At 41.4% G+C, this 22,459-nt stretch carries 23 protein-coding genes and 1 pseudogene; 20 read left to right on the plus strand and 4 right to left on the minus strand.

What is annotated here, in order from left to right; genetic code table 11:
• On the minus strand, nt 1–516 hold a 516-nt coding region (locus KDK67_RS04810; protein ID WP_250867705.1), incomplete at its 3' end, for a tRNA(Ile)(2)-agmatinylcytidine synthase.
• A 74-nt stretch (nt 517–590) separates the two neighbouring features.
• Between KDK67_RS04810 and KDK67_RS04815 the strand changes: the two genes are divergently transcribed.
• The 5 genes from KDK67_RS04815 (at nt 591) to folP (ending at nt 5,838) form a co-directional block, all read left to right on the plus strand.
• A complete protein-coding gene (locus tag KDK67_RS04815) occupies nt 591–1,562 on the plus strand; it encodes a transcriptional regulator (RefSeq protein WP_250867706.1) in 972 nt (323 codons plus the stop codon).
• Nucleotides 1,563–1,677: 115 nt separating this feature from the next.
• Entirely contained in the window at nt 1,678–2,286 is a 609-nt protein-coding gene (purN, locus tag KDK67_RS04820; protein ID WP_250867707.1) for a phosphoribosylglycinamide formyltransferase, read from the plus strand.
• Between the two features lie 111 nt (nt 2,287–2,397).
• Nucleotides 2,398–3,642: a serine hydroxymethyltransferase gene (gene glyA / locus KDK67_RS04825; protein WP_250867708.1), complete on the plus strand. Its 1,245-nt coding sequence runs from the start codon at nt 2,398–2,400 to the stop codon at nt 3,640–3,642.
• A 28-nt stretch (nt 3,643–3,670) separates the two neighbouring features.
• On the plus strand, nt 3,671–4,531 hold the full coding sequence (gene folD / locus KDK67_RS04830) for a bifunctional methylenetetrahydrofolate dehydrogenase/methenyltetrahydrofolate cyclohydrolase FolD (RefSeq protein ID WP_250867709.1): 861 nt from the start codon (nt 3,671–3,673) through the stop codon (nt 4,529–4,531).
• 80 nt (nt 4,532–4,611) lie between these two features.
• Nucleotides 4,612–5,838 (plus strand): dihydropteroate synthase, encoded by a 1,227-nt coding sequence (gene folP, locus KDK67_RS04835; RefSeq protein ID WP_250867710.1) that lies wholly within the window; start codon nt 4,612–4,614, stop codon nt 5,836–5,838.
• Nucleotides 5,839–5,870: 32 nt separating this feature from the next.
• Here the strand turns inward: folP and KDK67_RS04840 are convergent, their stop codons facing one another.
• Together KDK67_RS04840 and KDK67_RS04845 are read right to left on the minus strand one after the other, a co-directional pair.
• Nucleotides 5,871–6,029: a GIY-YIG nuclease family protein gene (locus tag KDK67_RS04840; protein WP_250867711.1), complete on the minus strand. Its 159-nt coding sequence runs from the start codon at nt 6,027–6,029 to the stop codon at nt 5,871–5,873.
• A gap of 84 nt (nt 6,030–6,113) precedes the next feature.
• Nucleotides 6,114–6,389, minus strand: a complete 276-nt coding sequence (locus tag KDK67_RS04845; RefSeq protein ID WP_250867712.1) for an HNH endonuclease — start codon at nt 6,387–6,389, stop codon at nt 6,114–6,116.
• Between the two features lie 296 nt (nt 6,390–6,685).
• On the opposite strand from KDK67_RS04845, the gene KDK67_RS04850 reads away from it, so the two are divergent.
• From KDK67_RS04850 to KDK67_RS04920, 15 genes and pseudogenes are all read left to right on the plus strand, one after another.
• Nucleotides 6,686–7,300, plus strand: a complete 615-nt coding sequence (locus KDK67_RS04850) for a methylenetetrahydrofolate reductase C-terminal domain-containing protein (protein ID WP_250867713.1) — start codon at nt 6,686–6,688, stop codon at nt 7,298–7,300.
• Nucleotides 7,301–7,546: 246 nt separating this feature from the next.
• On the plus strand, nt 7,547–8,176 hold the full coding sequence (locus tag KDK67_RS04855; RefSeq protein ID WP_250867714.1) for a S1 family peptidase: 630 nt from the start codon (nt 7,547–7,549) through the stop codon (nt 8,174–8,176).
• A 130-nt stretch (nt 8,177–8,306) separates the two neighbouring features.
• Nucleotides 8,307–8,846 carry a hypothetical protein gene (locus KDK67_RS04860; RefSeq protein ID WP_250867715.1) on the plus strand — a complete coding sequence of 180 codons (540 nt, stop codon included), beginning with the start codon at nt 8,307–8,309 and terminating at the stop codon, nt 8,844–8,846.
• A 666-nt stretch (nt 8,847–9,512) separates the two neighbouring features.
• A complete protein-coding gene (locus KDK67_RS04865) occupies nt 9,513–9,971 on the plus strand; it encodes a hypothetical protein (RefSeq protein ID WP_250867716.1) in 459 nt (152 codons plus the stop codon).
• A 2-nt stretch (nt 9,972–9,973) separates the two neighbouring features.
• A complete protein-coding gene (locus KDK67_RS04870) occupies nt 9,974–10,588 on the plus strand; it encodes a methylenetetrahydrofolate reductase C-terminal domain-containing protein (protein WP_250867717.1) in 615 nt (204 codons plus the stop codon).
• A gap of 334 nt (nt 10,589–10,922) precedes the next feature.
• Entirely contained in the window at nt 10,923–12,029 is a 1,107-nt protein-coding gene (locus tag KDK67_RS04875; RefSeq protein WP_250867718.1) for a S1 family peptidase, read from the plus strand.
• Between the two features lie 147 nt (nt 12,030–12,176).
• Nucleotides 12,177–13,256, plus strand: a complete 1,080-nt coding sequence (locus KDK67_RS04880) for a hypothetical protein (RefSeq protein WP_250867719.1) — start codon at nt 12,177–12,179, stop codon at nt 13,254–13,256.
• 84 nt (nt 13,257–13,340) lie between these two features.
• Nucleotides 13,341–14,078, plus strand: coding sequence for a dihydropteroate synthase (locus tag KDK67_RS04885; protein WP_420846919.1), 738 nt, complete (start codon nt 13,341–13,343; stop codon nt 14,076–14,078).
• Nucleotides 14,075–14,689 (plus strand): methylenetetrahydrofolate reductase C-terminal domain-containing protein, encoded by a 615-nt coding sequence (locus tag KDK67_RS04890; RefSeq protein ID WP_250867720.1) that lies wholly within the window; start codon nt 14,075–14,077, stop codon nt 14,687–14,689. The genes KDK67_RS04885 and KDK67_RS04890 overlap by 4 nt, the downstream gene beginning before the upstream one ends.
• A 333-nt stretch (nt 14,690–15,022) precedes the next feature.
• Complete coding sequence (locus KDK67_RS04895) at nt 15,023–16,123, plus strand: S1 family peptidase (RefSeq protein WP_250867721.1); 1,101 nt, start codon at nt 15,023–15,025, stop codon at nt 16,121–16,123.
• An 80-nt stretch (nt 16,124–16,203) separates the two neighbouring features.
• Entirely contained in the window at nt 16,204–17,499 is a 1,296-nt protein-coding gene (locus KDK67_RS04900) for a HEAT repeat domain-containing protein (protein WP_250867722.1), read from the plus strand.
• A gap of 113 nt (nt 17,500–17,612) precedes the next feature.
• Nucleotides 17,613–18,329, plus strand: a pseudogene (locus tag KDK67_RS04905) (dihydropteroate synthase); the annotation flags it as partial.
• A complete protein-coding gene (locus tag KDK67_RS04910) occupies nt 18,326–18,940 on the plus strand; it encodes a methylenetetrahydrofolate reductase C-terminal domain-containing protein (protein WP_250867723.1) in 615 nt (204 codons plus the stop codon). The pseudogene KDK67_RS04905 and the gene KDK67_RS04910, both read left to right, overlap by 4 nt.
• 334 nt (nt 18,941–19,274) lie before the next feature.
• Nucleotides 19,275–20,441, plus strand: a complete 1,167-nt coding sequence (locus KDK67_RS04915) for a S1 family peptidase (RefSeq protein ID WP_250867724.1) — start codon at nt 19,275–19,277, stop codon at nt 20,439–20,441.
• A 46-nt stretch (nt 20,442–20,487) separates the two neighbouring features.
• A complete protein-coding gene (locus KDK67_RS04920) occupies nt 20,488–21,549 on the plus strand; it encodes a hypothetical protein (protein WP_250867725.1) in 1,062 nt (353 codons plus the stop codon).
• 159 nt (nt 21,550–21,708) lie between these two features.
• On the opposite strand, the gene KDK67_RS04925 is transcribed toward KDK67_RS04920, so the two are convergent.
• Nucleotides 21,709–22,443: a winged helix-turn-helix transcriptional regulator gene (locus KDK67_RS04925; protein ID WP_250867726.1), complete on the minus strand. Its 735-nt coding sequence runs from the start codon at nt 22,441–22,443 to the stop codon at nt 21,709–21,711.
• Between the last annotated feature and the right edge of the window lie 16 nt (nt 22,444–22,459).

A 22,459-nucleotide genomic window follows, 5' to 3' on the forward strand; every position in this document is an offset into this window, starting at 1 on the left:
GGTATCCTTTTCGCGATATGCAAGATATTCATAAGTATGATCCCATCCCGGGTTCAGCATGGCTCCGCAGGCAGCAAGAGCACCGATAAGTCCTCTTCCATTCTTCCATCCTCTTGAAGGCAGGTCCAAGTTAGCGATAAGGTTCTTTGCATCATCTATCTGCAATACCTCACGCACCGCTTTCAGGAAAAATTCGCCGAGCTCTTCTTTAACTTTCTCAGATCGGTCTTCGGGTATGAACACCACTCCGGGATTTGTCATCTCGCTCTGCAGTTCAGAAAGTTCGTCGACCCTTGAGATGACATGTTCCATTACTTTTTCCGGTTCTGATGTTGTTATTTCAAAAGCGGTTGAAGCATTGCCCCTGGTCTTATAGGGAATAGTAGGATTGAGGCGTATAAGTATAGGGCTTCCTCTGATATTTCCGTATTCTTTCAGCTCGTCCATCAATATTGCACAAAGATAGGTGGTGCACATTCCTTCTCTGGAATCGGTATCGTCTATACTTATTATCATGGTCTTTCAATCTGTGTTCGTTCATATACTAACAAATACATTTATATAGATGTGCAAACAATGGCTTTATTGTAATGACAAAGGATATTCTGATACATCAGATAATTGAAGTATTGGAACGCGCCGGTTTCATGGTGTCGAATCAATGTAATATCAGGCCCCGTAGTTTTGACCTCGCTGCACGTCAGGGTAATACGCTCCTATTCTGCAAGGTCTTATACAATATTGACGGTCTGAACGAAGAAACGGCCCGTGAAATGAAATCTCTGGCAAAATACCTGAATGGCTATCCCATACTCATAGGTGCAAAAACACGCGACCAGCTGCTTGAGGATAGCGTAGTTTATATGAGATATGATATTCCTGCATTGAGTATACAGACACTTTACGATTATTTTGTAGAAAATGTACCTCCGCTTGTATCCGCAGCACCCGGAGGTTTGTATGTATCCATTGACGGGGATGTGCTCAAGGAAGCGAGGATGAACATATCGATGTCTCTGGGGGCTCTTGCTTCCGAGTTGGGTGTATCCAGACGTACTATAAGCAAGTATGAAGAAGGTAAGATGGATGCATCTATTGATATTGTGCTTCATCTGGAGGAGATACTGGATATGGCACTTGCAAAGTCCATCGATATACTCCGCAGTTTTGAGAAAGAATTGGACCCTGCAACTGTGAATGAAGATACCTCTGAAAGGAAAACACCGCCTAATGACAATATCCTGAACCTTATATACACTCTGGGGTATGATGTCCTTTCAACGAACCAAGCTCCGTTCAAGGCGGTTTCAAAGGATACTTCCAGTACTTTCCTGACAGGGGTTAGTGAATACAGCAATGCAATGGTCAAACGTGCTCATTTGATGAGCAGCATCTCCAATGTCATCGAGACCCAATCCGTTTTCATTATCGAGGGTAAGAGCAGGTATAAGTCTGTTGAGGACACCGTACTTATCGAAAGGGATGAGCTCAATAATATCGCAGATGCGGATGACCTTGATACTCTTATTCATGAAAGGTCCAAGCGGCATAAAGGGGAATGAACTTTTTTGAGTTCCCTTCTTAATATGATCGAATGTTTTTCTGTAACAATATGTTGAGTGTTTGGATATATAAGCCCAAAACTCTAATATATAGCAATCCCGTATGATGTGAGCAATGACTCTCAATATTGCAGTTCTTGTATCTGGACGTGGTTCAAATCTACAGTCCATTATCGATAATATTGAAAATGGCTACATCCCGAATGCTGCTATCAAGGTCGTTATCAGTGACAAGGGAGATGCCTATGCACTTGAGAGGGCAGAAGCACATGGTATTGTTCCTGTTTTTGTGGACCCTTCCGCTTTTGGGGATAAAAAAGGCTACGAGGATAAGATCCTGGAGGTTCTTGGTAAATATGATACCAACCTTGTCCTCCTTGCAGGATACATGCGTATTCTAGGCAGCAGGATAATTGGGAAATACCGGAACAGTATAATGAACATCCATCCGGCTTTGTTACCTTCTTTCATGGGACTTCATGCACAGAAGCAGACGTTGGATTATGGTGTGAAGGTTGCAGGGTGTACAGTTCATTTCGTTGATGAGGGAATGGACACCGGCCCGATAGTTCTTCAGAGATGCGTGCCTGTACTTGAAGGAGATGACGAGGATTCCCTTGCAGAGCGTATCCTTGAGCAGGAACATAAGATATATCCTGAAGCCGTGAAACTGTTCGTTGAGAACAGGCTTGTGGTGGATGGCAGAAGAGTATCGGTCATATGATCGGTATGATATAATTAATATCAGGCACTCATATCACATTATCAATTTCATACAATCACATCACTTAACAATTGATCAATTAAAACTATAATTTTTAAGGAACGATATAATATGTCTTACATTTCAGAGATTGACCCGGAAATTGCCAATGCATTGTCATTGGAGGCACAGCGTCAGGATTTCAAGTTGAACTTGATCGCTTCAGAGAACTACACCAGCCGTGCTGTTATGGAAGCACAGGGCTCCATCATGACCAACAAGTACGCAGAAGGATATTCAGGAAAGCGTTACTATGGTGGCTGTGATTTTGTCGATATGGCAGAGGACCTTGCGATCTCAAGAGCAAAGCAGATCTTCGGTGCAGAGCATGTAAATGTCCAGCCTCATTCAGGCTCAGGGGCTAACATGGCTGTTTATTTCTCTGTTCTCAAGCCAGGCGACAAGATCATGTCAATGGACCTTTCCCATGGTGGTCACCTTTCCCATGGAAGTCCTGTGAGCTTTTCAGGTCAGCTTTACAACATCGTTCCATACGGTGTTTCCCAGGAGACCGAGATGCTTGATTACAATGAGCTCATGGAAATGGCAAAGAAAGAGATGCCACAGATGATCGTTGTTGGGGCATCTGCATATTCACGTATCATCGATTTCAAGGCATTCAGGGAGATCGCAGACGAGGTAGGAGCATACCTGCTCGCAGATGTTGCTCACATTGCAGGCCTTATCGCTGCTGGTGTACACCCAAATCCATTCCCATATGCTGACTTTGTGACAACTACCACTCACAAGACCCTTCGTGGTCCAAGGGGTGGAATGGTAATGTGCAAGGAAGAGTACGCAAAAGCTATCAACAAGTCCGTCTTCCCGGGAATACAGGGCGGTCCTCTCATGCACATCATTGCTGCAAAGGCAGTTGCGTTCAAGGAAGCATTGAGCGACAATTTCAGGAAGGACCAGGAACAGACCGTAAAGAACGCAAAAGCACTTTGTGCAGCGCTTCAGGACAGGGATTTCGAGATAGTTTCCGATGGTACTGACAACCACCTTATGTTATTGAACCTCAACCAGTACGACCTTACAGGAAAGGACGCAGAGGTTGTTATGAGCAAGGCAGGTATCGTCATCAACAAGAACACCATTCCGTTCGAGACAAGAGGTCCTTTCATTACCAGTGGTCTCAGGGCAGGTACTCCTGCTTCAACAACCCGTGGAATGAAGGAATCTGAAATGGAAGAGATCGCAGACTTCTTCAAGACCGTCATTGACAACAGGGACAACGATACAGTTCTCGAATCCGTCAATGCGGATGTTCAGGAACTTTGCAGCCGTTTCCCTATCTACGAGCACCTCGGATAATTTATTGGATAATAGAAGGTGATCTTCAATGCCTGATACTGATAAATCAAAGATCATTGATGGACGGGCCATCGCAAAGAAAGTGGAAGCTGAAGTGAAAGCTGATATCGAGAAGCTGATAAGCGAAAAAGGAGTAACTCCCGGGCTTTCAGCCATACTCGTGGGTGAAGATCCTGCATCAAAGATGTACGTGAGGCTGAAACACAAGGCATGTGAGCGTGTCGGTATCTTCGCAGAGGATCAGCATCTTCCTGAGGATATCACTCAGGAGGAACTTCTTGATGTTATCAGTTCACTGAACGCAAGGAAGGATATCCACGGTATCCTCCTGCAACTGCCATTGCCTAAACATCTTAATGAGCAGGAAGCAATGAACGCCATCGATCCTGCAAAGGATGCGGACGGTTTCCATCCTTTCAATATGGGGCAGTTGCTTATCGGGATCGAAGGGCTTGTGCCATGCACTCCCAAGGGAATTATCCGTGCTCTTGAGGAATACGGTGTCGAGATACAGGGTAAACATGCGGTAATTGTCGGGCATAGCAATGTCGTGGGAAAACCCATGGCTGCAATGCTTGTGAATAGGAATGCGACCGTGAGCATCTGTCATGTGTTCACTGAGGATGTCACGAAGTTCACCAGAGATGCAGATATCCTTGTTGTCGCTACGGGTGTTAAACATCTCATCAAAGAGGATATGGTCAAGGAAGGGGCTGTTATCTTCGATGTGGGTATCACCGAAGAGAATGGCAAGGTCTACGGAGATGTTGATTTTGAGAATGTCATCAACAAGGCATCCCGCGTGACCCCTGTTCCGGGTGGCGTTGGGCCGGTGACCATTGCAACCCTAATGCAGCATGTCCTTATGTCCGCTCAGAAGACTGCCTAAGAGGCAGTCTGTACCTTTCTTTTCTCTTTTTCAGTCGAATTATATATAATCGATGAAAACTCATAATTGTTGGTTATACAATGGTCGTTGATGTTGACATATGTGGCTTGAAGGTAGGTGATGAGCACCCCGTACGCTTAATGGGTGTTATAAACCTAAGCCGCGAATCCTTTTACAAGGGCTCCGTAGTTGATACGGATTCTCTTCTTGATGTTGCTCATAAGATGATGGATGATGGTGCAACAATTATTGACCTTGGTGCACGGTCAACATGGCCGCTTGCTGATCCCATCACAAAGGAAGTGGAATGTGCTCGCCTTCTTCCTGCACTGGAACTTTTGAAGGACAACGTTGATGCTATGATCTCGGTGGATACCGTGTTTGCAGATATTGCGGAAAAGGCCATTGAAAGTGGTGCAGATGTGGTGAACGATGTCGCAGGTTTTGCAACCGATGGCGGCATGCTTGATGTAGTCGCTGAACATGGCTGTCCCGCAGTTGTGATGGCAGCGGGCAAACTTCCCGGTGATCCGCTGGGTATGGATGCTATCATGCAGTCCCTTGACGATATTCTCATTCGTTCTGAAGAACGTGGCATCGATACAGATCAGCTCATACTGGACCCTGCCATCGGTAAATGGGTGCCGGAAAAATCCGCGATGTATGACCTTGAGACCATCGACCAGTTCGAACGCCTGAAAGTCTTCGAGAAACCCCTGCTTGCAGCGATTTCACGCAAGTCCTTCATTGGTGATCTGCTCAACAAGCCTGCAGCTGAGCGCCTTTATGGAAGTCTGGCAGCAGCCGCGATCGTTGTGCAGAAAGGTGCACACATCATTCGTACTCACGATGTTGCAGAAACAGTTGATGTGGTTCAAATTGCAGCCGCTGTACGAAGCAGACAACCCATTGTGGAAGAAAGCGGTTTCAAGGTCAGCGTTCTGGACATTACCTGTCCCGACGATGCAGCTCTTTCCATGCGAAATATAGGTGTTACCGGCACAGGTTCCAAGATAATGAAGAACAAGACGGTATCCCGTGTGCTGCGTATCAGTAATATCACAACCACAGAGGCGCTGATAATCAAACAGGAGATCCTTGCAAGGGGTGGGGATGCAGCACTGGAAAGGGATGCGGTTTCTCATGAGACCGAAAGGACCGATGTCATTGTCATTGGTACATTGCTACAGGTAAGAAAACTTGCAGATAAGCTTGAGTGTCAGGCAAGGAACCTTCCGCTTATCTCAAAGATGATAAAGGATGCACTGAATCAGGGATCGGACCTCGAATACCGTTATTCTTTGTAAAGGCAAAAAAATAATAACACTATGATAACAACTCAATTTTTATTATATCCAAATGTGCCTGATAAAAGAGCCCTCTTCCAGTATTGTTCTCTTTCAATGATAATTTTATCATCTGTTTTCATCGAGCGATATTCTAAAATAGAAAACTGGAAGTTTTTCCTTGCATAATCAATACCATTTTCTTTGATCAATTTTGTAAGTTCATCATTCCATTATTTTTATCCACTATCAGATATACTCCATTGATGTTCTTTAGCGCAGCCATCCAGTCTCTTTTATTTGTTCGCTTTTGAATGTCTGCTTCTTTTCCTTTCATCATTTCCTTTGCTTCGGTTTATTGATGTGTTAAGAGCTTGTAGATTTATTGTAGAATCAGATCCACCTTTTGATTTTGGCTTTATGTGGTCCACATCCCACCCCATCTTGGAGTCTTTCCCATGTGAAGCTTTATACATTGTTTTTCCATACGGATCTTTTCGGTATTTGTTGGGGTCTTTTCCTTTTATTTTCTTTGCCTTTTCCCAAACAGCTTCTTTTTTGTTGTTATTCACCATTGTTATTCACCAGTCTGTAAACTATCATTATTAAAATCAAAGAATATTTATCATCATGCATGTATTAATTCAAAAAATATAAAAATTTCCACTAGTAGGGGTTTGAATTACAATCAGCACCAATTATTCAAGCTTTAAGTTATTCTTCTTAATGTGTCTCTTGTGACAAAATGCTCTAATGAGAAGTTTATTTCCCTTTTTATCGAATCCTTTTACCAACAACTTTATTCATTCTTTGTTGTCTATATATGAAAAGCTCTAAGCACAAAAATTACCGTTATCAGTGATACAAAATGATAATCTCATCTTCCAAACCTTTCAATGAGATCCTTGAAATGCTCATGGACAAGGATGCCGTTTATATTATAGGGTGCAGCGTCTGTGCCGCCAAACAGCACGTAGGCGGTGAGCCCGAGGTCGCAGAGATGGTATCTCTCCTTTCTGATGCCGGAATAAACGTTATCGGGGGAGTCGTTGCAAAGGCCGCATGCAGTGTCCGCTCCTGCGAGTATCTTATGGAGCTTGCCCCGAACATCAAAGATGCTACTGCTGTTCTGGTAATGGCATGTGGCAGCGGTACTTCCAACATTGCACGCTTTGTGGACGTGGATGTTTATCCTGCCAACAACACCGATTCGCTGGGTGCTATGACAGGAGACAAGGTCATCCATCATCTGTGTGCCATGTGTGGTCAGTGTACGATTGCCGATTTTGGTGGCATCTGTCCCACAGCACAGTGTCCCAAGGAATTGCTTAACGGTCCGTGTGGCGGTTCAATGGAAGGCAAGTGCGAGGTAGATCCCGAAAAGGATTGCGCGTGGGAATTGATATATGAGCGTCTTGAGAGGATCGGCAGGCTGGACCTTCTGGAAGAGGTTCGGGATGCCAAGGATAGATTGGTGAAGTGAGTTCTTTTTTTGTAATTTGATGTGGGTTATTGTTGATCGGTTTCAAAGTAGGATGTCGGACAAGTCTTCTGATTTCTGCCACATCTTTCCTGTAAAAACAGGATATTCCTATGTATTCAACTGTTCACTTTCAGTTCGATGATATGGCCAGAGAATATTTATAATGTGACTTGGTTAGAACATAATGCAACATCATAAAGATGTTAGTGGGGGTTCAGCTAGTCTTGACGGAATAACTGAAGCCCCGTGCCCGGAGGAGAAGATATTGAAGAATCAAGATCATCTTATTGGAGACCTCTTATAGGTGGAATAAAAATAACACGTATATTGAATGTAGGTTCTACATTGTCCTTTGCAGCTGTTGACGATAATGGAAATGAAGGATATGTAATGTCAGGACATGCTGCACTTAATGCAGGAGGAATTGGAGGAAACATATACCAGTACTTACTTCCAGTTGGAGATGTCACTGACATAGGTGGATATTATTCAGATGCAGCTTGGGTAGAATATAGCAATGTAGATCCATCAATATATTATACAGATAGCAATGTTGTAAAGGATGTATATGATCAGACTGATCCATTATTGGGCAGCATGGTCTATAAGTCTGGAAAAGAAAGCGGTTTGACATCAGGTGTTGTTACAGCTAAGTACCAAACTCAGCCTAGCCAAAGTTTTGGAACCCTTTATAAGCAATTTAGTGCAACATACAATTCAGATGATGGGGACAGTGGAGGACCTGTGTTCATAACAACACCCACTGGTAAAGTGGTTCTACATGGTGTGCATCGAGGACGTTACAATGGATACGCTTCATTTTCACCAATCAGTGGAGTGATGAATGACTTAGATGTAACGCCAATACATGCTTAAGGAGTAATAGACAGTCAATAGTCAAATTATTTTAAAAATGATTTGGCTATTGCTTTTTTATAGTACAAAATTCTTACAGAAGTTTTACTTATCATTATAACCACATAGTAAATTTCCCGGTTGTGAGCAAATGACAAATTTTTTAAAAAACACAGGTATTATGCTTTTAATTATTTTGCTATTGTTTGGGTATTCAAATGCTGCAGCTAATGAAACACAAAATATAAAAAATCTCAAATTACCAGATTACGGTCCCCATATTTTTAAAGAAGTTCAAAATGAGCCTGAGTTTATATCTGTACGCGGAAAAATGCCCACAATTATTGATAATAAAGAGAAACTTGAATGGACTGACAAACTTGTTCAATGTTCCATAAACAACAAAGAAATGGACAAATACTATTCCGCATCTGGAGGTCCGGTACTAAGTTTTGGGACTAGCATTAATGGTTATTTAGAAGTAGGCTGCAACTCAGCCACACCAGAACAGATAAATGAGTCAGTTATCAATGAAATTTACCAGGTAATAGACGAGCAATGTGAAAAAGAGGGAGTAGCTGATGTTCCAGTTGTCTTTATATGGACAGAAATGGCAACTGAGGAAACTCCTGGTTTCGCTTCAATAATGCTTATTTTGTCCATGTTGCTCTTAGTCAAAATAAGAAAATAAAAAACATTTATATTAAGACAATCCAAAAACCAAGAAAAGTTCTCTTAATATCTCTTTCCTCTTTTATATTTTCACATGAATTTCTCCTCATAAACCAGCTGCACCACCGTAGAGCAGATATCTGTAGTTGAAATTGATGGTTCAGGAGTATTTACATCATTAGTAATTGATGCATTACAAGGAGCTGCTGCTGATATTCAAGGTCGTATAACCCCTGGTAGTGTTTATGCATATGTAGACTCAGCATTAGGAGCATGGGACCAAAGACCCGTATTTAAAACAAATATATCCAGATTTATTCCTTTAAGGACTGTAAATCCAAAAATACCTCTTGAAATACTCAGAAAAACCACTGATTATTTCCCAGAACCTGAAGATGAATTTTATCTTGACCCCACATATGAATTTACCGAAGAATCTAAAATTGATGCAAATTCCCAGATTTACAAACATCTTCAGAAATATGAATCAGAAGGGCTTGTAAAACCAGTTGGAGAAGAACATATGTATTATGCAGCAATTAACTCAAAGTCCTGTAGATTAACAGCAACTGCTCATCACTATTGGACACTTGTTAAAGAAAACAAAATCTAATCTTATTTCACAAGTTCCCCTTTACCTGCTATTCAATGTCAGTACTTCGCTAATTTCTATCAGCATGAAATAATGTCATTCGATAGCTATATATGCGGCGAAAACGCCGCCATACGCAGCAGGCAGCCGGTCGTGGAAGAGAACGGCTTCGAGGTAAGTGTGCTGGACATCACAAACCCTGATGATGCAGCTCTTGCGATGCGGAATATCGGTGTGACAGGTACGGGTTCCACTATCATGAAGAACAATACCGTGAACCGTGTACTGAGGATCAATAACATCACCACCACCACCGAGGCCCTGATAATAAAGCAGGAAATCCTGGCACGTGGCGAGGATGCAGCGCTTGAACGTGATGCTGTCTCTCATGAGACCGAGGAGACCGATGTCATTGTAATGGGCACATTCCTCCAGGTCAGAAAACTTACCGATAAGCTCGAATGCCAGGCAAGAAACCTTCCGCTGATATCAAAGATGATCAAAGAAGCATTAAAACAGGAATCCGATGTGGAATACTGCTATCTGAGGTAATCATGATAATCTCATCTTCCAAACCCTTTAGCGAGATCCTTGGGATGCTGATGGACAAAGAGGCCGTTTTTATTGTAGGCTGCAGTGTATGCGCTGCCAAGCAGCATGTTGGAGGAGAGCCGGAGGTCGAGGAAATATCCTCTTACCTTAAAGAGGCCGGAGTAAACGTTGTCGGTGGGATTGTTGCAAAAGCCGCATGCAGTGTCCGGTCCTGCGAGTACCTTCAGGAACTTGCTCCGAACATCGGTGATGCTACTGCTGTTCTTGTAATGGCATGTGGTAGCGGCACTTCGAACATTGCAGGCTTTGTGGATGTGGATGTTTATCCTGCCAACAACACCGAATCACTGGGTGCCATGACAGGAGATAAGGTAATCCATCATCTGTGTGCCATGTGTGGTCAGTGTACAATTGCCGATTTTGGTGGCATCTGTCCCACAGCACAATGCCCGAAGGAATTGCTTAACGGTCCGTGTGGCGGTTCAATGGAAGGCAAGTGCGAGGTAGATCCCGAAAAGGATTGCGCGTGGGAATTGATATATGAGCGTCTTGAGAGGATAGGTCGGCTGGATCTGCTGGATGAGGTCCGGGATGCCAAGGATCGGCTGGTGAAGTGAGTTTTCCCAGTCTTTCTGTAATCGGAGATGCTTTTTGTTGGTCGACTTCAGAGTTGGATATCGATCATTTTCCTGAATTTCTACCACATCTTTTCTGTAAAAACAGGATATTCCTGTGTATTCAACTGTTCACTTTCAGTTGGATGATATGGCCAGAGAATATTTATAATGTGATTTAGTTAAGACATAATGCAACATCGTAAAGATGTTAGTGGGGATTCAGCCAGTCTTGACGGAATAACTGAAGCCCCGTGCCCGGAGGCAGGGTTATACTTTGCTGTTTGTACTATATAAGCGTAGCTTCGCCTCTGGAGAAATAAATGAGGTATATATTATGAAAAATATGCTAAAGATAAGCTTGAGCATAATGATTATAAGCATTATGTTCACTGGTTTCGCATGGGCGGGATCATCCGATTCCAGCCAAGATGAATATTTTGAAGAAGAATACTATTTCCCGGATTACGGGTCAATCGCATTTGATTCGCTGGAAAAAGATTCGAATGTGCTTGAAAGTCGAGGAACCGTTCCTGGAATTACAGAGGATAAAGAAAAACTGGACTGGTTAGATACAATTTGGGAGTGCATTAATAATTCGGAAAAAGAACTTCATCCATACATGAAAGAAAATGGGGGTCCATTGACTGGGTTCGGTGTTAACTATGGAGGATATCTATTTGTAGAGTTCGATGAGGAGATAAAGGATATTAATAAATCTACAATTGACAATTTCTACAACATAATAGATGCAAATGCAAAAAAAGCAGAATTATCTGATATTCCAGTAGTTTTCAGAAAAGGAGAAAAAGTGCATCTTGATTCACGTACTACACTATGGGATGATATGATTGGCGGGATTAAAATAAACCACAAGGACCCATCAACTGGCTTATGGTATAAGTCAACATTATCATTTGCTGCAGAAGATAGTAATGGCAATAAAGGATTTGTTATGTCAGGGCATGCCGCAATGGGTGCCGGTGGTGTTGGAGGAGACATCTATCAAGGTGGAAGGAAAGTAGGGGATGTAACTTATCTCACAGGTCACTTTGCAGATGCTGCATGGGTGGAAGCCAATAATGTCAACGCTGAGATTTATTACGATGACGTTGATGATGTTAGAGGTGTCCACGGTTATTATCCTGATGATGTATCCGTAGGTTCTACAGTTTATGTTTCAGGAATAACCACTGGTTATACGTCTGGTTGTGTAACAGATAGATATAAGAATAAAAACAGCGCGACTTTTGGAACTCTTTATGATCAATTCATTGCAGATTACCCCTGTGCTAGTGGGGATAGTGGAGCTCCTGTTTTTAAAATGTATGGAAATGAAGTGGTAATTGCTGGTGTACACTGGGGACACACTGACACAGAATCCTTTTTCTCACCAATGAGTGGTGTTATTTTGGATTTAGATGTAACCCCTCTGACAACTTAAATGAATGGATTTTTTTAACATGTTTGCTGAATTACAAATCGTAATTTGGCACATTATTTTTAATAATTATGACTAAATTATTTAATGTAAAATAGAAGTAATTTGTTGTATGATAACAATATATTACTGATTACCGGGGACCATGAAATGCTAAAGAGAAAAGAAATTGGTAAAATTTTAATGCTTGTACTATTAGTTTCTTTTTTATCATTAGATTCTGCAAGTGCTGCTGATGATGAATTAAATGATTTTGAAGATACTGATGGAATCTCTGATTTAAATAACTCTAGTTCTTATTTTGGAGAATATATGGCTGATCCATTGTTCATAGCCAGCAGAGGAGCTTTCCCTGAAACAATTGACCAGGAATGGAAAAATTCTGGTACTGATTGTTGGATTTCTATACACAATATGGGACCATCATATTTAGATCCGTGTATAAAAAGCTCCATGTCTGACAAGAATCGATTAACAATAGTGGAATTGTATCCTGTTTGTCAGGGAAAGATAAATGAGTCAAAAATTGATGAAATATATCAGACAATAAACAAACACTTTGAACATGAGAGTATCAGTGAGATGCCTGTGGTCTTTATGTGGGCACAGGATGATGAAGATATGCCGCTTCCCGATTATGGTCCGGAGATCTTTGAGGAGGCTAAAAGTGATCCATCGTTTATAGCTGCCTACGGGACAATGCCCGTAATCAGGCAGGAAATTGAAAAAAGAGAATGGACGAATTTACTTTCTACTTACAGCCGCAACAATAAGGAAGTTCTCCAGTTTTTCGCTGAGTTTGATGGGCCTGTACTAAGTTATGGGACTAGCATCAACGGATATCTGAGGGTGGGTCTGGACTTAGAAAACCCGGAAAAAGTAAATGCGTCTGTAATTGATGAAATATATCAGACGATAAACAAACCTTTTGAAGAGGAAGCAGGCATAAATGAAGTGCCAGTACTGTTTGAATGGGAGGGACGTGCTGTTGAAGACATAGCTTTAGACACCCCTCCATTATCAGATGAAGAGGATATTTGTGTGATAGATGATGATGGAAATGTTATAACCTATACAAAGGATGAAGCATACTTCGACGAAGATGGAAATCTTGTGATCATAGGCAATGAAACAATACAAGAAGAAAACGGGACAAACAAGCAAACACCAGGTTTCACCTCAATAATGCTCATTATCGGACTGTTGTTATCGGCAATGCATAGAAAATGATGGGTTTTGGCTCATCTGCAAAACCAAAAAGGAACATTACGATGATGGGAATATTCATTCTGGTGTTCTTTGATACATGCCATTATGCATTCGGAATTGCGTAGAATTGATACTGATAATCTCATACTGGACCCTGCCATCGGTAAATGGGTGCCGGAGAAATCAGCGATGTATGACCTTGAGACCATCGACCAGTTCGAACGCCTGAAGGTGTTCGAGAAACCCCTGCTTGCAGCCATTTCACGCAAGTCTTTCATCGGTGATCTGCTCAACAAGCCCGCAACTGAGCGTCTGTACGGAAGTCTGGCGGCAGCCGCCATTGTTGTGCAGAAAGGGGCTCATATCATCCGTACACATGATGTTGCAGAGACATTTGACGTTGTGCAAATAGCGGCTGCTGTTCGAAGCAGGCAGCCCGTTGTGGAAGAGAATGGTTTCGAGGTCAGCGTTCTGGACATTCCCTATCCCTATGATGCGGCTCTTTCCATGCGAAATATAGGTGTTACAGGCACAGGGTCCAAGATAATGAAGAACAAGACGGTGTCCCGTGTGCTGCGTATCAGTAATATTACGACCACAGAGGCATTAATAATCAAGCAGGAGATCCTTGCAAGAGGTGGGGATGCAGCACTGGAAAGGGATGCGGTTTCCCATGAGACCGAGAAGACCGATGTCATTGTCATTGGTACGTTGCTACAGGTAAGAAAGCTTGCAGATAAGCTCGAGTGTCAGGCAAGGAACCTTCCCCTTATCTCAAGGATGATAAAGGATGCACTGAAGCAGGAATCGGACATTGAATTCCGTTATTTGAGGGAATCATGATAATCTCATCTTCCAAACCTTTCAATGAGGTCCTTGAAATGCTGATGGACAAGGATGCCGTTTATATTATCGGGTGCAGTGTCTGTGCTGCCAAACAGCACGTAGGCGGGGAGCCTGAGGTCGAGGAAATGTCCTCTCGCCTTAAAGAGGCCGGAGTAAACGTTGTCGGTGGAATTGTTGCAAAGGCAGCATGCAGCGTTCGCTCACTTGAATATCTTGAGGAAATTGCACCGAACATCGGAGATGCTACTGCTGTTCTGGTAATGGCATGTGGCAGCGGTACTTCGAACATTGCACGGTTTGTGGACGTGGATGTTTATCCTGCCAACAACACCGATTCGCTGGGTGCTATGGCCGGAGATAAGGTCATCCATCATCTGTGTGCCATGTGTGGTCAGTGTACGATCGCCGATTTTGGGGGCATCTGTCCCACAGCACAGTGCCCCAAGGAGTTGCTTAACGGTCCTTGTGGCGGTTCAATGGACGGCAAGTGTGAGGTCGATCCCGAAAAGGATTGCGTGTGGGAATTGATCTATGAACGTCTTGAGAGGATAGGCAGGCTGGATCTGTTGGATGAGGTTCGGGATGCCAAGGATAGGCTGGTGAAGTGAGTTCTTTTTTTGTCATTTCGATGTGGGTTATTGTTGATCGGTTTCAAAGTAGGATGTCGGACAAGTCTTCTGATTTCTGCCACATCTTTCCTGTAAAAACAGGATATTCCTGTGTATTCAACTGTTCACTTTCAGTTCGATGATATGGCCAGAGAATATTTATAATGTGACTTGGTTAGAACATAATGCAACATCGTAAAGATGTTAGTGGGGATTCAGCCAGTCTTGACGGAATAACTGAAGCCCCGTGCCCGGAGGCAGGGTTATACTTTGCTGTTTGTACTATATAAGCGTAGCTTTGCTTCTGGAGTAAATAAATAGGAGATAAAGTAAATGAAAACAAATACAAAACCAATACTACACATTTTGTTAATATGTGTATTTTTAGTTGGAATGTCATTTGCGGGGACAGCTGCTCCAAATGAGGACAAAGAAGAAAAGAATTTACCTGAATTTGGGCGCAACATCCATGAAAAATTAGAAAAGGACACAAAAGTAATAAAAGTAAATGGAACAATTCCCGAAATAAAATATGAAAAAGAGAAAAGGAAGTGGCTTGATAAATTAGATAAGAATGGAAAGAAAGTGAACAAAGAAATGCTTCAATATATGCAACCAAATGGTCCATTAGTTTCTTGTGGTTACAATTACCAAGGATATTTGGTTGTTGATATATTGGAAGGATCTGAAATTGACGAATCTATGATTGACGACATATATGAAATATATAACAAACAAGCCAAAAAAGATGGAATCAAGGAAGTGCCAGTTGTATTTCAATATTCTCCACAAATTGAGGTAACATCACGAAGTAGTACGTGGAATCCACTTATTGGAGGAATAAAAGTTGAAAGAAATGGTGCCTCATCAACTCTTGGATTTGCAGTGAGAGACAAAACTACACATGACGAGGGATTCTTGGTTGCAGGCCACAGTGCTCTGGCTGCGGGTGGAATTGGAAGTATGTTCTATCAACCTTATGTAGATGCATCTAAAGAAATAGGAACCGTAGATATACTTACATTTAAGTATGCGGATGCAGCTTTCATAGAGGATGATAAAAGAAATGTTGACAACAAAATTTATTACAAAGATACTGACCAATTAATGGACGTTACTTCTTCTGAAGAGCCAGAGGTTGGAGATTATGTTAAAATATCAGGAGTAGCATCGGGCCTTTCTGGTAGTGGTCGTGTAACAGATGTTAATCATATTACAGCCTACCTAGGTTATCCCAAATTGTATGACCAATGTAAAGCGCTTTACAACTCTCAGGGCGGAGATAGCGGATCACCTGTGTTCGATGAAACTAGCACCTCCACAGTCGCTATATATGGAATACATAGTGGAAGTGCTACAGACGGATCCTACGCACTTTTTTCCCCAGTAAGTGGAATTGCTGAAGATTTAAATGTAGAACCTCTTATAAATTAAAGTGTTGTCTTAAATAGACAACACATTTATTTTTTATATTTTCCAGAAGGAAGCGATGTAGTGTTAATGAGGTACATTCCATGATTATAAAAGTTTTAATTCTAACAACTGCGGTTCTAATATTCGTTACACCTATGACGTATGCTGATGCCAAGAATCTTGATTTTGAAAACAAGACCACAATTGAAATACTAATCGAAGATATGGCAGTTCAAAATGTATCCGTAAGCTCAAATGCTGTAAGAAGTCTTGTTGATATAGGAGAGCCTGCAGTTGAACCTCTTATTCAGGCGTTGGAAAACAACAATCTGGATATCCGGGAAAACTCTGCGATTACACTTGGTAAAATTGGGGATAAAAGAGCAGTTGAACCTCTTCTTAACTTAATAGACGATGAATGCCAGGAGGTAAGAATTGCAGCAGAAATCGCACTTGGGGACATCGGGGAAGAGCATATAGATCTTTTGGTAACTCATGCCAACAATCCAGACAAAAGCTTATCTTCACGAAAAATAGCAATAATTGTCTTGGGAGAATATGGCGAAAAAGCAGTACCTCACCTTATTGAGTTATTATCTGAAAACGATGATTATTTTACATTGTCTGGTGAAGTTAGATATTCTTTAGCAAAAATCGGGGAACCGGCTGTAGATCCATTGATAAAATTACTGGAAAGTGATGATCCTGATGTTAAATCCAGCGCCATTAAAGCTCTTGGCGATATTGGAGATGAGTGCGCGATTGAACCTCTTAGCAAGGCTTTGAACGATGAATCAGAACTGGTAAGAAACCTCGCCAAATCAAACATAGAGAGAATTGAAAACCATAATGCTCATTTCTCCTATGTAAGTTACGGAAAAGTTCCTACATTTTACACAGAAGATGAAAGACAAGAATGGTTTAGCAATCTCGAGATTATTGTAGGCACTTCAGAAACAGAAATGGACAAATACATCCGACCTGAAGGTTCTGTATATTCTTATGGATGCAGTTATGACGGACATATTTCAGTTGGCATTGTAGCAGATTCAGGAGTAAATGAATCATTGATGAATGAAATCTATGATATATTTGACCAACATGCACAGGAGATTGGAATTGAAAATGTACCTGTTTTGTTTGAGTACGGAGATATTGAGGCTGGCGAAGCTATTGATGAAGAGGATATTGTTGACAGAAACATTGCAGTGATAAATGATGATGGAAATGTTATCATCTATACAGAGGATGAAGCATATTTCGACAAAGAGGGAAATCTTGTGATCATAGGCAATGAAACAACACAAGAAGAAAACGGGACAAATAAGCAAACACCAGGTTTTACCTCAATAATGCTCATTATCGGACTGTTGTTATCGGCAAGGAGTAGAAAGTGATAGTTTTTGTGGTCATATCTCCAACCAAAAAGGAACATTACGATGATGTGGGCTGAGAATATTCATTCTGGTGTTCTCTGATACATGCCATCATGCGTTCGGAATAGCGTAGAATTGATACTGACCAGCTTATTCTGGACCCTACCATCGGTAAATGGGTGCCGGAAAAATCAGCGATGTATGACCTTGAGACCATCGACCAGTTCGAACGCCTGAAGGTGTTCGAGAAACCATTGCTTGCAGCTATCTCACGCAAGTCCTTCATTGGTGATCTGCTCAACAAGCCTGCAACTGAGCGCCTTTATGGAAGTCTGGCAGCAGCCGCGATCGTTGTGCAGAAAGGTGCACACATCATCCGTACCCACGATGTTGCAGAGACATTCGATGTGGTTCAAATTGCGGCTGCTGTACGAAGCAGACAATCTGTTGTTGAAGAGAACGGTTTCGAGGTCAGCGTTCTGGACATTACCTATCCCGATGATGCGGCTCTTTCCATGCGAAATATAGGTGTTGCCGGCACAGGTTTTAAGATAATGAAGAACAAGACGGTATCCCGTGTGCTGCGTATCAGTAATATCACAACCACAGAGGCGTTGATAATCAAACAGGAGATCCTCGCAAGAGGTGGGGATGCAGCACTGGAAAGGGATGCGGTTTCCCATGAGACCGAAAAGACCGATGTCATTGTCATTGGTACGCTGTTGCAGGTAAGAAAACTTGCAGACAAGCTCGAGTGTCAGGCAAGGAACCTTCCCCTGATCTCAAAGATGATAAAGGATGCACTGAAGCAGGAATTGGACATTGAATACCGTTATTTGAGGGAATCATGATAATCTCATCTTCCAAACCTTTCAATGAGATCCTTGAAATGCTCATGGACAAGGATGCCATTTATATCATAGGTTGCAGCGTCTGTGCTGCCAAACAGCATGTTGGAGGGGAGCCCGAGGTCGCAGAGATGGTATCTCTTCTCTCTGATGCCGGAGTAAATGTTATCGGGGGAGTTGTGGCAAAAGCTGCATGCAGTGTCCGGTCCTACGAGTATCTTATGGAGCTTGCACCGAACATCGGTGATGCCACTGCTGTTCTGGTAATGGCATGTGGCAGCGGCACTTCGAACATTGCACGTTTTGTGGACGTGGATGTCTATCCTGCCAACAATACCGACTCGCTGGGTGCCATGACAGGAGATAAGGTCATCCATCATCTGTGTGCAATGTGTGGCCAGTGCACGATCGCCGATTTTGGTGGTATCTGTCCTACGGCACAGTGCCCCAAGGAATTGCTTAACGGTCCTTGTGGCGGTTCAATGGACGGCAAGTGCGAGGTAGATCCCGAAAAGGACTGTGCGTGGGAACTTATCTATGAACGTCTTGAGAGGATTGGCAGACTGAATCTGCTGGATGAGGTTCGGGATGCCAAGGATAGATTGGTGAAGTGAGTTTTTTATCTTCTGCAATTGGAGATGCTTTTTTTGTTGATAGGCTTCAAGTTAGATGTCGGGCAGCTCTTCTGAATTTCGACCACATCTTTTCTGTAAAAACAGGATATTCCTGTGTATTCAACTGTTCACTTTCAGTTGGATGATATGGCTAGAAAATATTTATAGGTTGATTTAGTTAGGACATAATGCAACATCGTAAAGATGTTAGTGGGGACTCAGCCAGTCTTGACGGAATAACTGAAGCCCCGTGCCCGGAGGCAAGGGTATGTTTTGTTGTTCGTACTATATATGCGTAGCTTCGCCTCTGGAGTATATGATATGAGGTAAGAATATGAATCGAAATCAAAAAAGAATAGCTGCTATTGTACTTGCATCAATTGTACTTATTACAATAGCATTTTCTGGATTTGCATCTGCAAAAAAAGTAGATGACACGAATACTGAGAAAGAAGACCTTAAGGAACTTATTGACAACATTCCACCAACGAATCCAAGTATTCTAGAGGACAAGAAGGAAAATAAAAATGTGTTAAAAACTAAAGGAAAAATTCCTAAAATAACCGAAGGAAAAGAGGTGTATGAATGGCAGAAAAAGCTAGATAAAATTCGAAGGCGCATAAACAAAGACAAAGCATTAGCCTCTTATACTGAGGATGGAACTGTAATGGCATATGGTGTCCATAAAGATGGTTATTTCATTGTTATGAATGATGAAAACGCAGAAATAACAGAAGAGGAAATGGTTGATATCACTAAAATAATTGACAAGTATGCTAAATATCTGGGAATCAGTGATACTCCAATTGTGTTCACTAAAGAAAAGCCACCAAAGTTCACAGCTGCACCTGACCCTGCAACTCTATTTTTATCTCCCTACTTCGATCAGTACAGACCAATCATGGGAGGAATTGGACATTCAGTAATAAATACAAACGCCAACCAAGCAGGGTTTGGCACAATTGGATTTGCAGCAGAGGATAATAATAACCAAAAAGGATTTGTTATTGCTGGACATCTAGCAGGTTTCCAAACCGGTTTCCCCATATATCAACCAAATCTTTCTGCAAGCAGTTACATTGCTAACGTATCGATTATTGGTACAACTACAGATGTAGCATTTGTCCCATATGATAATGTGGAAGGGAAATTACACATTAGCAATGGGTATATAATAGATGTTGATGGCTATTATTCTGGCGGGATTAAAGACATGTATCTCCAAAGATCAGGTATTTCATCGGGATACAAAGGTGGGGAGTATCTGGGAACATTAACACATGAAAATGTTTTAGGTCACCATATGGATACAATCGAATTCATGTGGGGACATTGTATTCAGGGAGATAGTGGTGGACCAATATATGCACAATACAATAATCGCAATAAGCTAGTGGGAACAGTATGTGCAGATGGATTCTTTGAGGGTGATCCAGCTACCATATATATTCCATGCGGTGAAATCGTATCAAAGCTTGGTGTCGATCCTTTAGAAGCATAATAAAAAGGCACTTTAATGTGCCTTAATTTTTTCAAGAGGCAGTGAAATGAATTATAAAATAATACTAGTAATTTTGTTCATTCTCTTTTCAAGCTCTGGAATTTGCTTTGCAAATGAAACAAATATTCTTTCTAACTACTATTCATCCACAGCCATAGGGGAAACGAATCAAACGATGTCATCGATTGATAGTGTTTTTATGGGTCTCACTGATCCAAATAGCACACACTATAACCCTTATGTACTGAAAACTTATGGAGATATACCAGCAATCGAAAATAAAGATCAATTAGCTATTTTCACAACCAAAATAAGAGAGATTCGAGAGAATTCTTTTGAAGAAATTGAGCCATATATGTATCCATCTGGTCCGATAGTAACATTTGGTTCCCATCCGAGTAAAGGATATTTTCAAATAGAACTTTATGGAAGACTTGAAACAAAAGATGATTATTATTCAAATTATGATTTTGATTGCATCTACCTGATCCTTAAAGAACACGCAAAAGAGTCAGAAATTGACAAGTTTCCTGTTGTTTTTACAATTACAGATGATACGCAATTGGTAGGATTTTCAGATTGGTATGACGAGGAGTCTTACTTATTAATAAATAGTACCAATTTGCCACAGAGTGTATACACACTTCAAAGGTTGGAAGGCCAAAACTTGAACGATTCTACCATTATTGGAAGTCCTATATACGATCCAGATGTGATTGTTGGATATGGTGCAGTTCCAAAAATGGAATACATCTTATTGTCAAATTATACTGGCAAATTGCGGGCAATCAACAACAAAATATCTGGGCAAATGAAAATATTTGAATATCCATCTGGTCCAATTAAATCATATTCTGTCCATTCTTCAAATGGATATTTGATAGTCAACGTTACTAGTGTATCTAATCAAGAGGAACTGAACGATATATACAACCTCATTCAAGTAAAGGCAATGGATGAAGGAATTGAAAGCATACCGGTTCTCTTCATAAACGATTCTGAGGAGGGGTTAGATTCTAACGAAAGTACTTTTCTAAATAAAATAAGTGGTAAGGTCTCAGTCATTTCATCATTTATAAGATCACTAATTTCGATTTTTGACTTATAAGCTTGAGAATATTGAGGCTTTGTAGAAATCCTCCACAATACAAAATATACAATCTTGAATACCTGTCAAGATTGTGTTTTTAGTTTGGGTGAGGAATAAATGCAAAAAACAGCAGTAGAGTCAGGAATGTGTAGCTCTTCTGAAATCAAGATCAGATGATTACCTTGCTAAAATGGCAGGTTCGACTTCCGATATGGCGTTTTCCAGATCTACCTCTATCGCCGGATTAATAAAACATCTTTTGTATTTTCCGTCGTTCTCAAAATATACAAGTCCTTCATTGTGCATGTCATTAATATGCCAGTGCACGGTGCTTTTGTCCAGATCAAATGTCTGCGTGAGATTCTGATTTGTCATTCCCGGTTTATGAAGAATGGATATCAAAATTGATTTTCCCGTGTCATTTCGCAGGAAGAATGCAATTTTTTGTTCTGTGTTGGACAATTTGCAAGAATTCTTAAAAATCATTACAATTTTTCCTTTCCTTACACATTTTACTTTGTTGCACATATGAAGTATTTTTAAATGATATTTAATAGTACCTCTGTTCAATTTGAGTTGTTTTCCAATGTCAGATATCGTACTTCCGGGGTTAGCGGTTATAAATTCAAGAATTTCATCCCGATTTTGGTTTTTGCAGTTTTGTCTTACTCTTCCGAGCAACAAAGGCAGGAACTTGTAAAGGGTTACGGAAGTCGCCAGCAGTCCTGATATATAAATTAGTTGAAGCTTAAAAGGAAGTTCCCAGAAAGAGATTGTGTCCTCTGCTCCACCGCCACTATACATCCCCCTTTCAGGACCGGTGTGTGGGACTATTTCATATTCGTTTGCACTGGCTAAAGTGGGAGTACAAACAAGTATGGTCAGTAAGAGCAAAATCCACAATTTGTTCATATTCTATTGAAGAATT

The organism is Methanococcoides seepicolus (assembly GCF_023684405.1).
Lineage (GTDB): Archaea > Halobacteriota > Methanosarcinia > Methanosarcinales > Methanosarcinaceae > Methanococcoides > Methanococcoides seepicolus.

Bases quoted from the DNA above. Each gene is read 5' to 3' on its own strand.
- KDK67_RS04925 (WP_250867726.1), bottom strand. From the start codon at position 22,443: ATGAACAAATTGTGGATTTTGCTCTTACTGACCATACTTGTTTGTACT.
- KDK67_RS04920 (WP_250867725.1), top strand. From the start codon at position 20,488: ATGAATTATAAAATAATACTAGTAATTTTGTTCATTCTCTTTTCAAGC.
- KDK67_RS04860 (WP_250867715.1), top strand. From the start codon at position 8,307: ATGACAAATTTTTTAAAAAACACAGGTATTATGCTTTTAATTATTTTG.
- KDK67_RS04890 (WP_250867720.1), top strand. From the start codon at position 14,075: ATGATAATCTCATCTTCCAAACCTTTCAATGAGGTCCTTGAAATGCTG.
- purN (WP_250867707.1), top strand. From the start codon at position 1,678: ATGACTCTCAATATTGCAGTTCTTGTATCTGGACGTGGTTCAAATCTA.
- KDK67_RS04875 (WP_250867718.1), top strand. From the start codon at position 10,923: ATGAAAAATATGCTAAAGATAAGCTTGAGCATAATGATTATAAGCATT.
- KDK67_RS04850 (WP_250867713.1), top strand. From the start codon at position 6,686: ATGATAATCTCATCTTCCAAACCTTTCAATGAGATCCTTGAAATGCTC.
- folP (WP_250867710.1), top strand. From the start codon at position 4,612: ATGGTCGTTGATGTTGACATATGTGGCTTGAAGGTAGGTGATGAGCAC.
- KDK67_RS04910 (WP_250867723.1), top strand. From the start codon at position 18,326: ATGATAATCTCATCTTCCAAACCTTTCAATGAGATCCTTGAAATGCTC.
- KDK67_RS04900 (WP_250867722.1), top strand. From the start codon at position 16,204: ATGATTATAAAAGTTTTAATTCTAACAACTGCGGTTCTAATATTCGTT.
- KDK67_RS04865 (WP_250867716.1), top strand. From the start codon at position 9,513: ATGTCATTCGATAGCTATATATGCGGCGAAAACGCCGCCATACGCAGC.
- glyA (WP_250867708.1), top strand. From the start codon at position 2,398: ATGTCTTACATTTCAGAGATTGACCCGGAAATTGCCAATGCATTGTCA.
- KDK67_RS04880 (WP_250867719.1), top strand. From the start codon at position 12,177: ATGCTAAAGAGAAAAGAAATTGGTAAAATTTTAATGCTTGTACTATTA.
- KDK67_RS04915 (WP_250867724.1), top strand. From the start codon at position 19,275: ATGAATCGAAATCAAAAAAGAATAGCTGCTATTGTACTTGCATCAATT.
- folD (WP_250867709.1), top strand. From the start codon at position 3,671: ATGCCTGATACTGATAAATCAAAGATCATTGATGGACGGGCCATCGCA.
- KDK67_RS04815 (WP_250867706.1), top strand. From the start codon at position 591: ATGACAAAGGATATTCTGATACATCAGATAATTGAAGTATTGGAACGC.
- KDK67_RS04895 (WP_250867721.1), top strand. From the start codon at position 15,023: ATGAAAACAAATACAAAACCAATACTACACATTTTGTTAATATGTGTA.
- KDK67_RS04885 (WP_420846919.1), top strand. From the start codon at position 13,341: ATGCATTCGGAATTGCGTAGAATTGATACTGATAATCTCATACTGGAC.
- KDK67_RS04870 (WP_250867717.1), top strand. From the start codon at position 9,974: ATGATAATCTCATCTTCCAAACCCTTTAGCGAGATCCTTGGGATGCTG.